The following is a 14,157-nucleotide window of genomic DNA, read 5'->3' as shown; positions in this document are numbered from 1 at the left end:
GTTCTCTCAGCCTGTTTACAACCACAAGCGTGGGACGTGTCGAAGCTCTGTCATATTGTTCTCTTGAAGAGAGTAGCGAGCTGAACCAACACCCTCATCCGCCCTATCGGGCACCTTCTCCCGCAAGCGGGAGAAGGGAATATTGGGCGAGTACCAAATTCCGTCCCCCTTGCGGCGCCGGATGGATCACCTGCTTTACCTCCGATTAACGGTTTCACTTGCTCAACCGATGCTTGCGTCCCGGCACGCTCCGATATACGATGTTCGAGCTCGGAGGGGAGCATGAAGGGGTTGTCTCGCATCCTGTTGGGAAGCGTAGCTCTGCTGGGTGCCACCGCGGTGGCTTCCGCTGACGAGTTGAGCTCCCTGAAAACTGAGATCGAAGCGCTGCAATCGCGCATCACGCGACTCGAGGCGCAGCCGCAGGCTTCGGTTCCGGCGGGCTACAGCCTGTTGTCCATCAGCGACGGTCAGACCTATTTTGAGGGTTTTGAGTATTCACGCCCTGAAAGACGCGCCGATGTGATTCCGCCAGAGCTGGGCTACACGTTCTCCGTCGCGCCCACCGCGGATGTCGCACCCACATCAGAGGTCTTCGTAACGGCCGAAGCCCGCACGGCCCTGCTGTATTCGGATTTCGAGGACGGTGACAATCTGGACGTCGCTGTCCGCGCCCGCCTTGTCGTCACCGGCAAGACCGAAACGCCGGTCGGCGAGGTCGGCGGCTTCTTTCGCCTGCAGGCCACGGGCGGCGGCGACGACACGGACTTTGACGAAGGCCCCGCGATGCAGAGGGCCTATGGCTGGTGGAAGTTCCTGCCCGACTGGCAGTTGCTCGCCGGTCAAGAAGACACCACCGCGACATTGCTGACGAGCTGGGACTGGCTGGCCGCCACGGGCCCGGTGCGCTCTTTCGGACCGTCCGATGCCTATAACGAACAGATGCGGCTGACCTATACATCAGGGGCCTGGTCCTTCGCCCTGGCGGCGGAAGATCCGGACTATGACACGGGCGATAATCCCCGCAACGACATACCGTCTATTCCGGGATATATCTTATATTCCACCGACGAATTTACCGCCCAGCTCGGGGGCCTGTGGCAGGCGGATACCGACGGTCCCGACGAGTGGTCAATTGGCGGCGGTGTCTCGATTACCCCGATAAAAGGCTTCCAGGTATATGGCGCGGCGGTTGTCGGCGAAGGGACCGCGGTCTATGCCAACAATCTCGCCCCGCTTGATGCCGGAGACAGTTTTTGGCTGGGAAGTGCAGGCATCCTCGCCGACCTTACTGACACGACCCGCATCGAGCTCGGCGTCGGCATTGAGGACTATCAAGATGCAGGCGAGGCGTTGGGCGTTGGTGGGGGACTCTATTGGACTCCCGTGACCCTGGTGTCGCTCGGCGTGGGGGCCACCTATATCGACTTCACCGACGCCTTCGTCGGCGACGAACCGACGAGTGACAACAGCTTGCAAGTCTTCTTCGGCGTCTGGTGGCGTGGCTTCCGCTATTAGAGCATGATCCGGAAAGCTTGTGGTCGGGCATGACCCGACCATGCGAAGCGGTTTTCCGAGAAGATCATGCGCAAACAAGACGATAAAGCGTGATCGCGACTCGCTCCAAAGCCATCACGTTTTGGGCCAGCCCACTGGCGACGCGTTCTCCGCGATCGCGCCGCCTGACCAGCCGCCTCCGGTGAGGATAGAAATCCTCACCAACCATCCAAGACCGTGATGTATCCGCCCGGATCGAACTATCTCGCGATTCTTCAGAGGCGCAGGATTCTCACCGCGTTTGCGCCCGCAATCGCCATCTTCTCGTCATCGGATAGCACAGGCAGCGCAAAGAAACGCTCAATAGTGGTGTCCAGATCGTACCAGGGAAAGTCAGATCCCAACATCACACGTTCCGGTCCCACGTCCTTGATCAGCCTGGCCAGTTCGTAATCCGACGGCGCGTTCGGAGCCCCGGTCCAGTGAATGATTTCCGAACAATCAAAAACCGCGTTCTCATACTTGCGTGCTATGTCCAGTGTCTGGCGCCACGCGGCTCCCCCCATGTGAGCAACAACCACCTTCAGCTTTGGAAAAGCGCCGAGCATTTCGGCGAATGCATTTGGATCGGACAGCCCCTTGCCGCCCTTGTCCGGCCCCGCATGGCCAAGTACCGGGAGCCCCATCTCCTGGCAAACCGTATATACGGGCCACAGACGTCGGTCGGACATTGAAAAGCCCTGCAGGGCGCTGTGGAGCTTGAGGCCTTTTGCGCCTTCCCTTCGGGCGAGTTCAACCACCATTTCCGCCGCACCTTCCGGGGACTGGATACCGACGTCTATTGTGATGAAGGTGCTGATCCTCTCATCACTTTTCGCGATTGAACAACCCCAACGATTGAGCTCAACAAGTTCCTGTTCGACCACGCCTTTCAACCGCGCGATTTCCGGTTCGTCGATCTCCCGACCCTCGCGACGCTGGTTTTCCTCCAGTTCCCGGAGCCTGCTTTCTCCCTTGAAGTAAATAAGCAACACGGCCTTGCTGAAGCCCGCACGGCACATGCTGTCGGAGATCTCGGCGTGGGTGCCGGTGCATTCGCTGTATCGCACACCGTCCAAGCGGCCATACTCCCAGACCTCATAGGCCTTTTCCCGAACGCCCGTTTCGACGTTGGGATAGACATGAATATGCATATCTACTTTCAGTAGATCGGACATGCTCTTTTTCCTTTAATGACTTGGATTCGGGCGAGGTGACTACGCGGTCTGCTGCTGCAGGAACGCGTTGTCCACTTCATCTCTCAACTGGTCTGAGAGCAGATCGCGCAATCGGTGAAACTCGGGATCGTGAGGATCGCGCGGCCTCGGAAGATCGATCGGAACGATGCTCTTTATCCGTCCCGGACGGGCCGTAAAAACAACCACCCTGTCTGCAAGCGCGACGGCCTCATCGATGTGATGCGTCACAAACAGAATCGACGCACCGCTTTCTCGCCAGATCTGGATCAGGAAGTCCTGCAGTTTGCTGCGGGTTTGGATATCAAGGGCCGCAAATGGCTCATCCATCATGAGAAGCTTTGGCTGCATCGTAAGGGCACGCGCGACCGCGGCTCTCTGCCTCATACCGCCGGACAATTCGTCCGGTCGTTTGTGCAAGAACTGACCCAGGCCAACCTTCTTGAGATATTCAGTCGCCAGGTTGTGTCGCTCGCCCAATGGCATCCCGCGCAGAGCAAGCCCGAAGGCCACGTTGTCGATGATAGAAAGCCACGGATAAAGCGACGTCTCCTGAAAGATCAGGCTCCGATCACTTGACGGCCCGGTTACGGGGGCGCCCTCATATTCGATGCTTCCCCCGGATATTTCCTGAAGACCCGCGATCAGGTACAGCAACGTGCTCTTCCCACAGCCGCTGGGGCCGAGAAACACAAGGAACTCGCCAGGAAACACCTCAAGATTGATATCCTCGAGAGTGACCAGTGGTTTGTCGCTGTCCATGCCCCAGACCTTCTGGACGTCCCTGCAACGAACCCGGGCTACCCTATCCTTGTTTTGCATTCTTCTGACGCCCTTATACGTTAGTTGAGTTCCAGTAGAGACATTTGCGCTGGACGACACGCAGCACCGCATCAAGGGCGTATCCGACAACACCAACGACAGCCATGGCCAGAATGGTTAGTTCTGCGTTGAACGTATTTCTGGAAATCATGATGACCTGACCGAGGCCGTTGCCAATACCAATGAGCTCGGCAATGAGAACAATCATCCAGGCTGCAAATACATTGAGGCGAAGGACTGTGAAAAGTGACGGCAATATGCTCGGCACAATCACGTTCGTGAATATCTGAAATCTGCTCGCTCCCATCGTTCTCGCTACGTTGATCGGCGTTTGGCCGACCCTGTCTATCTGGTTGACGGTCGCAATCGTCATGATGAAGAACAGGGTAATGACGACCAGGAAGACGGCGGCGACATTGCCGACGCCGAAAGCGAATATTGCTATCGGCAACCACGCGATCGGCGATATCGGAGCCAGCGTGTTGATGATCGGGAATGTGAGTCTTCCGAAAATGCGAAAATAGCGTATCAGCACGCCCACCAACATGCTCATTGCGAAGGCGACAGCAAGCCCTGCAATGACACGGAGCAGAGTATAAGTTACCGTCAGCACGAACGAGCTTGCAACCTGCAGGCCTGTGGGGTTGCCCATTCTCATACTGGGGTCGAAGAATTTCGCCTGATACGAGATACCGCTCAGGAAGACATGGGGCGGAGGCAGCACGAGGGGGTTGGCCAATCCGGTCGCCCACGCCAACTCCCAGATTGCCGCGAACAAACCGATCGACAAGCCCCACCATCCGGCGGATACCAAGATACCTGCGGATTCTTTTTGTGCCGTTAACCGGCGCTTACCTGCCAACTCAAGCTTCCCCATCTAGTCAACGACCTGCTTTGCCACGAGTCCCCCGACGCGCATTAGTTGCCGACCAATTCAGCGCGGTCGCTCGGCATCCAATAGAGAGTCTTCGTCTGTATCTCCTTCAGTATCAGATCGAAAATCAGTGCCACGACCCCGATTATCATTATGCAAATGAAGACCAGAGAAGAATTCGCGGTATTGCGTGCGAGGTTTGTCACCATGCCAATACCGGAACCGACACCTGCGGCTTCGGCAACCAGGACCATCATCCAGGCCGCAAACATGTTCAGACGGATGGTCAGGAACAGCCCGGGAAGTATGGCAGGAAATAACACGCGCCGATAAAGCTGGAACTTGCTCGCCCCCATCACCCTCGCAACCTGAACATATTGCGGCTTGACGCCATCAAGATCCGCCACGGTCGAAACGACGATGATGAAAAAGACGGTAACGAACACGAGGAATATTGCCGGCCCGTTGCCGATCCCGAACGTTCCGACGGCAATTGGCAACCAGGCTATCGGGGATATGGGCGCCAGCAGAGTGATCATCGGCTGCAGCAACTTGCCTAGAGCAGACCAGTAGTGAATTGCGCCACCGACCAGAACGCCGAGCACGAAACCCAGCGCCAGCCCGGCCAGAACGCGGGAGATGGTCGCAAGAACGGTCAGCGCCAAAGCCAGGTAAGCGCTTGAGGCCTGCACGCCGACCATCTCCGCCGTCTGGAAGTTTGCGACTTGCTGAGGGAACTCGCCCAGGAACACATGAGGCGGCGGCAGCACGGCGGACGTAATCAGACCGAAGTACCACGCAGCTTCCCACGCAAGGACAAGCAGTGACAGAGATGCGAGGTACCATCCGACATTCACAAGTCGGGTTTCGGTGCGCCGTTCAGCCATGGAATATGATCGCCTCCAGAGCATCGGCCCGAGAAGCTTGTGGTCGGGCCTGACCCGACCATGCGTGCGGTTCTCGGAAAAGCCGATGCGCAAAATCAAAGAGATAGAGCGCCGAGGCGATTCCATTGGAACGCCCGGCGCTCCAAGGCCCACTAGGCAGATTTGCGCTGGAGAGAATTGTGAAGATCGCTGTTCTCCGCGACCACCTCCTGCAAAAGGCTCCAATCAAACGCGGCCTCGTTGGATGGGCCACGCAGATAGCCCAACTCGGTCAGGGACTGAGACCGCTCGATCAAGAAACCTGTCTTGTCGCGCTGGTCTACCACGTTCGGCTGTTTTTTTGACGCGTCCAGGGCGACGGCAAGATCAGTTTTAAAGTACTTGCCAACGGTCGACTTGATGGCCGCCTCGCGATCGTCCTCGGAGAATTTCTGCGCGATCATCAACGCCTTTACCAGTCCCTTCAATGCAGTACGATTCTCTTCAATGAAGCCTTCATGCGCCGCGAGCACGCAATCCGTATAGCCGGGGCCATAAACGTCGAATCCGTCGGACAACGAGTTCGCGCCAGGACGCCCCGCCAAAGCCTGGGTTATGTACGGCTCATGGTGGCATATCGCATCGATGCTGCCCGCGACAAACGCCTGGGCCAGTTCCGGCGCGGTCCCGAAGTAACGGATCTCGACGTCGCTGAAGGAGAGCCCGTGCTTTTTCAGCCAGTCATACGGCATGACCTCCAGCGTGTCGGCCTGGAAGGTACCGAATGACTTTCCCTTGAGGTCAGCCGCCGTCTTGAGCTCGGGCTGGCTCAGGATCATCAACCCTTCGACACCGCCCCCGGCGATGATTTTCACGGGAACGCCGCGCTCTCTGAGGGCAAGGAAGTTAGTATAGGGGAGCATCGAAGCATCGACCTGCCCCGAGCCAAACATAGTCGTTATGTCGGCAATTGCCGCGGTGTTCACAAACTGCAGCTGAAATCCTTCGGCTTCGCCGAGGTTCTGCTCTTTCACGAGGAACAGGCCAAGATTGCATAATCCGGTCCCATGCGTCGCCTTGATCACAGGGCCGGACGCCGCCTGGGCCGTCCCCATGTAGAATGACGATGGAATCGCGGCGGCGGCGGCCCAACCGCAGCACCGGCATAGAAACCCTCTGCGGCCAAGATTGGTCGACAGTATCTGGTTCAAACGGCTCATCTTTTCCTCCCTGGATGGCTCTGCCGAGCAATCGTTCAGCGTCGCCAATTCCCGGATTGTGCCGCAACCCTTACCTCAATAAAATCAAATTCTCGATCGGGTTAAATCATCAAAAATTTTGAAGGGATGGATCCGTGTGAACCACAAACAGCTCGAAACGTTCTATTGGGCTGCCCGACTCGGCAGCTTGGCGAAAGCGGCTGCACGCCTGCATGCAACGCCCTCGGCAGTCTCAATGCGGATCCAGGAGCTCGAAACACAACTTAAGGTAAGGCTTTTCGATAGATCTCAACGAACCGTGCACCTCACTCCGGAGGGGGCCGCCCTCCTGCCGCTGGTCGAAGACGTGATCAGGGCCATGAACCGCCTGACGGAATCTCCCGGAAGGGATGTTGAAGTCGTTTCAGGATACATCCGCCTCGGTGTCATCGAGACGGTCGCGCTAACCTGGCTGCCTGAATTCTTGACACAGATGAAGACCCGCCATCCTCAGGTGCAAATCGAAGTCGAAGTCGCACTGTCGTATATCCTGGAGGAGAAGTTACATCGATCAGCCTTGGATATGGCCTTTGCGCCATGCGAGCTTTCGACGACACGGTTCAGGCTCAAGGAACTTGAGCACGTCTCGTTTGTCTGGGTGGCGAGCCCACGAATGGCCGCGCTACCGTCCTCGTTGACGCCCAACAACGTTCTGGACGTGCCGATAATCGCCACGTCTCACGAATGGCAGCTTCGCGGCTCCGGTCTCACATTGCTATCCTGGAATGATATGCGCGTCCGCCACGCGACCATCTGCAACACAGCTAAAGTGGCCGCCCACCTGGCACAGGAAGGGCTTGGCGTGGCGTATGTGCCACGGCGCCTGTTTGAGAATGAGTTGAGATTGGGCGTCCTTCGCATTGTGCCCAGCAGACCGGAACCCCCGCCATTAATTCTCTATTCCGTCGTCCCTTGGACCAAAACGACGTTGGCGCAGAACACGGCCGAGGATGTGGCGAGGAGTGTCGTCGGGCAACTGTGAAGCCGGACTGGAGTGATAGTGAAGTCCCGGCCGTGATCCTACCCGCCGAAGCCCAGATCGTAGAGCATCTTGATATTGAGGCCGATGATGATGGCGGCGATAGCGGCGGAGACGACGGTCAGCCAGGTCGGCGCCACCAGGGCGCCCATCTTGGCGCGGTCGCGGGTGAACATCACCAGGGGCACGATGGCGAAGGGCAATTGGAAGGCGAGAATGACCTGGCTCAGGATCAGCAGCGTCCCCGTCCCGCTCTCGCCATAATAGATGGTCACGCCCGCCGCCGGGATGATGGCGAACATGCGGGTGATGAGACGCCTGGCCCAGGCCGGCAGCCGGATGCGCAGGAAGCCTTCCATGACGATCTGGCCGGCGAGCGTCGCCGTCACCGTCGAATTGAGGCCGCAGCATAAGAGCGCGATAGCGAAGAGCTTGGGCGCCAGCATGGAGCCGAGCAGCGGCGCCAGCATCGCATGGGCATCGCCCAGATCGGCAATCTGCGCATTGCCCGTCTTGTAGAAGGTCGCCGCCGCCAGGATCAGGATCGAAGCGTTGACGAGCAGCGCGAACATGAGCGCCACGGTCGAGTCGATGGTGGCGAAAGTGAGCGCCTCGCGCTTCTCCTTGTCGGAGCGGCCATAGGCGCGCGTCTGCACCACGCCCGAATGGAGATAGAGATTATGCGGCATCACGGTGGCGCCGATGATGCCGAGCGCCAGATAGAGCATGGTGGGGTTGGTGATGATCTCGGTCGTCGGCGCGAAGCCCTTGATGACGGCGCCCCATTCCGGGTCCGCCATGGCGATCTGCACCCCGAAGCACACCGCGATCACGCCGAGGAGGCAGATGATGAAGGCCTCGACCCAGCGGAAGCCGAGCTTCTGCAGATAGAGGATCAGGAACACGTCGAGTGCGGTAATGATGACGCCGATCTCGAGCGGAATGCCGAAGAGCAGATTGAGGCCGATGGCCGTGCCCACCACTTCGGCGATGTCGGTGGCGATGATGGCGATTTCGGCGAAGAGCCATAAGATCCAGGCGACGGGCTTGGGGAAGGCGTCGCGGCAGGCCTGTGCCAGGTCGCGGCCCGAGGCAATGGCGAGCCGGGCGCACAGCGACTGCAGGATGATCGCCATGATGTTGGACATCAGCGCGATGACGAGCAGCGTATAGCCGAACTGCGCGCCGCCGGCGATCGAGGTGGCCCAGTTGCCGGGATCCATATACCCCACGGAAACGAGATAGCCCGGGCCGACAAAGGCCATGGCGCGCCGCCACATGGAGGCGTCGGCGCGCACCGGAATGCTGCGGTGGACATCGCTGAGCGACGCCTCGCCGCGGTCGCGGCGCCATCCCATTAACCGGTCGATAGCGGTCGTATGATCATGCATACAGTAGATTTAGCATAAGCTAAATTTCTTACAAGGGGCTAACCTACGTCATCGGAGACGCGTTCTGGCATCGTCCGGCCGTGCCGAAATTTGCCGCATACGCTCAGGCGCCCGCAGGAAAGCAATCTCATCGCTCAGGCGCTTGACATCGTGGGCCTAACGGCAGGATTTGGGAAATATCAAGTTGAGGAGTTGCGTTCGGACTTCAACTCTTGAGTCCGACCGAACAGGCTCCTCTATCCGAACTCCGATAGGATCAATCGAATGGTTCTCTGCCTCCGAATAATCCATGAAATCGTGCAAGCTTTGCTGCGCGTGTGGAACAAGAAGGATGAAGGTAATCGCAACGGCAAGCCCGCGCTTGCAGGCGATGGAGCAGCGCGTCAATCGCCCGGGACTCCATCACGGCCGGCGAATGTACAGATCATCCATGGCCGGACATTGAATGCGGCCGGATTGCGTGAAGTTGAGAATACAAACAAGGGATTAAGTGATCCCGGAGTTCACATCGATATGGCCAAGACAGCTCCGCGCCAGGAGAAGCAGTTGCCGGAACTTCGCAGCAAAGGGTCCAGCGAAGTCATTGGCAAGGGCGACCAGACCAAATCCGCCAGCAGGTGTCGCCACGTAAAATTATGCAAGGCGGGGAGAGCGGGCCTAGGCGGACTTCTTCCTCAGCAGCGCCATGAAGAAACCGTCGGTCGCGTGGCTATGCGGGGTCAGCAACAGCGTCTCCGTCCACTCGCCCGCCGAATTGGGCGGTTCGGTGCCGATGGCCTGGCGCCACTGGTCGCGATAGGGCACAACCGCGAAATCGGGATGGCCTGAGAGGAAGGCCGCCACCTGGTCGTCATTCTCCTCCGGAAGCACCGAGCAGGTGATGTAGAGCATCCGCCCGCCCGGCTTCACCAGCCCCGCGCCACGTTCCAGCACCGCCCTCTGATCGCCAAGCCGCGTCTCGAGCTGCTTCTCGCTCAGTCGCCATTTCGAGTCCGGGTTGCGCCGCCAGGCGCCGGAACCCGAACAGGGCGCATCGACCAGGACGCAATCGATTTTTCCCTTGAGAGCATCGAGTCTTACGGACTCGTCCGAACCCAAAACCTGAACATTGCGCGCCCCTGCCCTTTGCAGCCTTTCGAAGATCGGCCGCAGGCGGTGCTTGTCCTGGTCATAGGCGTGGATCTGGCCCTTGTTGCCCATCAGCGCCGCGAGCGCCAGGGTCTTGCCCCCGGCCCCGGCACAAATATCGGCCACCTGTTCGCCAGGCTTGGCGCCCGACATCAGCGCCGCCACCTGCGAGGCGGCATCCTGTACCTCGAACCAGCCCTTGCCATGGGCGGGCTCGGCCTCGACATGCGGGTTACGCCGGTCGGGACCGGAGGCTTCTATGCGCACGCACCAGGGCGACAGAGGCCCCGCCGACGCACTGAACTTCTCCAGCGCCTTGATGAGTTTCGCGCGATCGCATTTGAGGAGATTGGCGCGCAGATCGACCGGCGCGCGCTCGGCTAAAGCGCGGCCTTCCTCAGCGGCGCGCATGCCGAAGGCACGGTCGAAGGAGGCGCTGAGCCATTCGGGATAGTCGCCCGCGACATAAGCGGGTGCAGCGTTTTCCTCTTGACGCGCCAGGGCCGCCCGCTCATCGTCAGTCAGCGCCCCCGGCCCGTGTTCTTGCGCCATGGCAAGCGCGATGTCGTCGGGCGCGCGCTTCCAGACATCGTGCAAGGCGGCCAGCGCCAGCGCGCGGGCGCCATCGCCGCCCATGTGAGCCTTCAGCGAATTTTTCCGCCGCAGCACGTCATAGACCAGCGTGCCGATGGCATGGCGGTCGCCGGCACCGGCGAAGCGATGCGCCTTGCCCCAGTCCTTCAGCGCCTCCGCCGCCGGGCGATGGCGCTCCGCGATCTCCTGCAGAACCTCGATCGCCGCCGATATACGTCCACCTTCACGCATGACTATCCGAAAACCTTGTAAGCGAGCCACAGCCAGGAGAGCGTCAGGACGACGGCCCCGGCCACGAAAACATAAAAGCGCCGGACCAGGATATTGCGTCCAACATGGATGAAGCTGTGCGCGATGCGCAGCGCGAAAAAGGCCCAGGCAAACGCCACCGCAACGCCATCGACAAGTCCCAGCGCCAGCGTGAATGCGACACCCGCATACCAGAACATCGGCAGCTGGAACTGGTTGTCGTAGTTATTGCCGAGCTTGCGCACATCGTCGGGCCAAGTGCTGCTGTCCAGCACGATGTCTTTCATGCGCACCCGGCCGGTGAGAAGTGCTGTGCGTCGCGCCAGGGCCGAAGCGACGCCCAGGCCCATCGTCATCAGCATATGCAGGAAAACCGGCAGCAAGAGCGCTTGCTGCAGGCTCATCAGCCCTGCCTCTGATAATTCGGCGCCTCGCGCGTCACCATCACGTCATGGGGATGGCTTTCGCGCAGGCCGGCATTGGTGATACGGATGAACTCGGCGCGCTTCTGGAGATCGGGAATGTCGGCGGCGCCGACATAACCCATGGCGGCGCGCAAGCCGCCGACCAGCTGATGCAGCACCGCCGAGACCTGCCCCTTATGCGGCACCTGACCCTCGATGCCTTCCGGCACGAGCTTCAAGGAATCCTTCACTTCCTGCTGGAAGTAGCGGTCGGCCGAACCGCGCGCCATGGCGCCCACCGAGCCCATGCCGCGATAGCTCTTGTAGCTGCGCCCCTGATAGAGGAACACCTCGCCCGGGCTCTCATCGGTGCCTGCGAGCAGCGAGCCGATCATCGCCACGCCGGCGCCGGCGGCGATCGCCTTGGCGAGATCGCCCGAATATTTGATGCCGCCATCGGCGATCACCGGCACGCCCGCTTTCTGGGCGGCCTCGGCGCATTCGATGATGGCCGAGAGCTGCGGCACGCCCACCCCCGCCACGACGCGGGTGGTGCAGATGGAGCCGGGGCCGATGCCGATCTTCACCGCGTCCGCACCGGCATCGATCAAGGCTGCCGTCCCCTCGGCGGTCGCCACATTGCCGGCGATGATCTGCACCTTGTTGGACAGTTTCTTGATGCGCTTCACCTGCTCGATGACATGGATCGAATGGCCATGCGCGGTGTCGACCACCACGAGATCGACGCCGGCATCGATGAGAAGCTCGGCGCGGGCGAAGCCCTTGTCGCCGGTGCCGGTGGCGGCGGCGACGCGCAGGCGACCCTGCTCGTCCTTGGCGGCAGAAGGATGATGCGCCGCCTTCTCCATGTCGGTGACAGTGATGAGGCCGACGCATTTGTAGCTCTCGTCGACGACGATCAGCTTCTCGATCTTGTATTTATTGAGGAGCCGCGTCGCCTCGTCGCGATCGACGCCCTCGCGCACCGTGACCAGATTGTCCTTGGTCATCAGCTCGGCAACCTTCATCCTGCGATCGGTGGCGAAGCGCACATCGCGGTTGGTGACGATGCCGACCAGCGTGCCCCTGCCGTCGACCACCGGAATGCCGGAAATGTGATGCTGCTCCTTGAGGCGCATCAGATCGCCGAGCGTCGCCTCGGGCGCGATGGTGATCGGGTTGATCACCATGCCGCTTTCGAAGCGCTTCACCTGGCGCACCTGCTCGGCCTGCTGGTCGGGCTCGAGATTCTTGTGAATGACGCCCAGGCCGCCGGCCTGCGCCATGGCGATGGCGAGGCGGGCCTCGGTCACCGTGTCCATGGCCGCCGAGATGATGGGGATGGAGAGCTGGATGTCGCGGGTGATGTGGGTGCGGGTCTGGACCTCGGCCGGCAGGACGGCGGAGGCGCCGGGCTTCATCAGCACGTCGTCAAAGGTCAAATATTCCGGGATCTGGCGCCTGGCCATCGGCCAACCTCCGTTAGGCACTTCGCAAGTGCGGTAAGACTCAATCTGGGTTGGCGAGGGCTCATAACACCCCTCTTCGGGCGTGGGCAAGCAAGAAACGGGGCGCGGGAGACCCGTTTCCGACGCAGGGCTCGCCCTGGAACCTGTCCGCCGCCCAAGGGAACGAAACCGGTCCTGCCTGCGTTCATATTTTTGACGGAGCGGGACTCCTCAGCGACGGATGAGGTGGAGGCGGCCCGTCGTAATATATATGTCCGTCCGCGCCCGACCCCGGGCCTGGACGGCAATGGAGGTTCGGCGATGGTGAACAAACCCTTTGCATTGGCGGCCGCCGCCCTGATGGCGGGTCTCCTCGGCTTCGGAAGCGTCGAGGCCGCCAATGTGGCGACCGGCAACGCGCCGCTTCCAGCGGTACAGGCAATGCCCGACGCGAATGTCCAGCAGGTCGCGCGCCGCTACTACTATCCCGGCGGCGGGAACTATTACCGCGGCGGGAACAATTACCGCGGGGGGAACTATTACCGCGGCGGACGCTATTACCGGGGCGGGAATTATTACCGGGGAGGACGTTATTACGGCGGCTACGGAAACTACTGGGGCGGCTCCGGCATCGCTCTCGGCCTCGGCTTCGCGCCATTCTTCGGCGGTTATTATGGCGGCTATGGCGGATATGGTGGCTATTACAACGATTATCCCTACTACTACTATCGGCGCCCCTATTATCGACCCTATTACCGCCCGGTCGGTAACTCGCATGTGCGCTGGTGCCTCAACCGCTACCGCTCCTACAGCCCGCGCAGCGACACCTTCATGGGTTACGATGGCCGTCGCCATTATTGCAGAAGCCCGTACCGCTACTGACGATCAGTTGCGGTTTTGGTGAAGGCGGGGCCGTGATGGCCCCGCTTTCATAATTTCCTCCTTCCCCCGCGAAGCGCGGGGAAGGTGGCGAGCGAAGCGAGCCGGATGGGGGTCGTGCAGTGTCGAAACTGATCGCCAGACAATTGCGCAAAACGATGACTCCGCAAGAAGTCAAGCTTTGGGTCCAGCTCAAATATCTCAATCGGCAAGCACATCACTTCAGACGCCAGGTCCCTCTTGAAGGCTACATCGTCGACTTCGCCGAATTCCGCCACAGGCTGATCATCGAGGTCGACGGATCCCAGCATGGCTTTGCTATAGGAGAGGCGGCTGACCGTATTCGCGACCAGCATTTTGCAGACAATGGATTTCAAATCCTCCGCTTCTGGAATCATGAAGTCGACAAAAACATGGATGGCGTCATCGACGCCGTACTTGGCGCGATTCCCCCATCCGTCTCCCCCGGCTGAAAGCCGGGGAGACACCTTCCCCGCGCTGCGCGGGGGAAGGATGAAGTCATCACCGCTCG

At 60.2% G+C, this 14,157-nt stretch carries 13 protein-coding genes; 4 read left to right on the top strand and 9 right to left on the bottom strand.

Annotated elements, in window-relative coordinates; all coding sequences use genetic code 11:
• Positions 1–282 precede the first annotated feature (282 nt).
• Positions 283–1,518 carry a hypothetical protein gene (locus G5V57_RS23620; protein ID WP_165169974.1) on the top strand — a complete coding sequence of 412 codons (1,236 nt, stop codon included), beginning with the start codon at positions 283–285 and terminating at the stop codon, positions 1,516–1,518.
• 254 nt (positions 1,519–1,772) lie between these two features.
• Here G5V57_RS23620 and G5V57_RS23615 read toward each other — a convergent pair whose 3' ends face one another.
• From G5V57_RS23615 to G5V57_RS23595, 5 genes are all read right to left on the bottom strand, one after another.
• Complete coding sequence (locus tag G5V57_RS23615; protein ID WP_165169973.1) at positions 1,773–2,714, bottom strand: amidohydrolase family protein; 942 nt, start codon at positions 2,712–2,714, stop codon at positions 1,773–1,775.
• Positions 2,715–2,753: 39 nt separating this feature from the next.
• A complete protein-coding gene (locus G5V57_RS23610; protein WP_246737338.1) occupies positions 2,754–3,494 on the bottom strand; it encodes an ABC transporter ATP-binding protein in 741 nt (246 codons plus the stop codon).
• Positions 3,495–3,567: 73 nt separating this feature from the next.
• A complete protein-coding gene (locus G5V57_RS23605; protein WP_165169971.1) occupies positions 3,568–4,431 on the bottom strand; it encodes an ABC transporter permease in 864 nt (287 codons plus the stop codon).
• A 41-nt stretch (positions 4,432–4,472) separates the two neighbouring features.
• Positions 4,473–5,315, bottom strand: coding sequence for an ABC transporter permease (locus tag G5V57_RS23600; protein ID WP_165169970.1), 843 nt, complete (start codon positions 5,313–5,315; stop codon positions 4,473–4,475).
• A gap of 152 nt (positions 5,316–5,467) precedes the next feature.
• Positions 5,468–6,514: an ABC transporter substrate-binding protein gene (locus tag G5V57_RS23595; protein ID WP_165169969.1), complete on the bottom strand. Its 1,047-nt coding sequence runs from the start codon at positions 6,512–6,514 to the stop codon at positions 5,468–5,470.
• A 136-nt stretch (positions 6,515–6,650) separates the two neighbouring features.
• Here G5V57_RS23595 and G5V57_RS23590 point away from each other — a divergent pair, with 136 nt between their 5' ends.
• A complete protein-coding gene (locus G5V57_RS23590; RefSeq protein WP_165169968.1) occupies positions 6,651–7,535 on the top strand; it encodes a LysR family transcriptional regulator in 885 nt (294 codons plus the stop codon).
• 38 nt (positions 7,536–7,573) lie between these two features.
• Here the strand turns inward: G5V57_RS23590 and G5V57_RS23585 are convergent, their stop codons facing one another.
• The 4 genes from G5V57_RS23585 to guaB form a co-directional block, all read right to left on the bottom strand.
• Positions 7,574–8,923, bottom strand: a complete 1,350-nt coding sequence (locus G5V57_RS23585; RefSeq protein WP_165169967.1) for an Nramp family divalent metal transporter — start codon at positions 8,921–8,923, stop codon at positions 7,574–7,576.
• Positions 8,924–9,580: 657 nt separating this feature from the next.
• Positions 9,581–10,876 (bottom strand): RsmB/NOP family class I SAM-dependent RNA methyltransferase, encoded by a 1,296-nt coding sequence (locus G5V57_RS23580; RefSeq protein WP_165169966.1) that lies wholly within the window; start codon positions 10,874–10,876, stop codon positions 9,581–9,583.
• A gap of 2 nt (positions 10,877–10,878) precedes the next feature.
• Positions 10,879–11,298 carry an MAPEG family protein gene (locus G5V57_RS23575; protein WP_165169965.1) on the bottom strand — a complete coding sequence of 140 codons (420 nt, stop codon included), beginning with the start codon at positions 11,296–11,298 and terminating at the stop codon, positions 10,879–10,881.
• Positions 11,298–12,767, bottom strand: coding sequence for an IMP dehydrogenase (gene guaB / locus G5V57_RS23570; protein WP_165169964.1), 1,470 nt, complete (start codon positions 12,765–12,767; stop codon positions 11,298–11,300). Before guaB ends, G5V57_RS23575 begins: the two co-directional genes overlap by 1 nt.
• 300 nt (positions 12,768–13,067) lie before the next feature.
• Here guaB and G5V57_RS23565 point away from each other — a divergent pair, with 300 nt between their 5' ends.
• Both G5V57_RS23565 and G5V57_RS23560 read left to right on the top strand, forming a co-directional pair.
• Positions 13,068–13,628, top strand: a complete 561-nt coding sequence (locus G5V57_RS23565; RefSeq protein WP_165169963.1) for a BA14K family protein — start codon at positions 13,068–13,070, stop codon at positions 13,626–13,628.
• A 155-nt stretch (positions 13,629–13,783) separates the two neighbouring features.
• Positions 13,784–14,098 carry an endonuclease domain-containing protein gene (locus G5V57_RS23560; protein WP_246737721.1) on the top strand — a complete coding sequence of 105 codons (315 nt, stop codon included), beginning with the start codon at positions 13,784–13,786 and terminating at the stop codon, positions 14,096–14,098.
• Positions 14,099–14,157 lie beyond the last annotated feature (59 nt).

Origin of the sequence: Nordella sp. HKS 07 (assembly GCF_011046735.1) — a bacterium.
GTDB lineage: Bacteria > Pseudomonadota > Alphaproteobacteria > Rhizobiales > Aestuariivirgaceae > Taklimakanibacter.
Note: the sequence above shows the minus strand (reverse complement) of the source record. Positions and strands in the feature narration are given on the sequence as shown.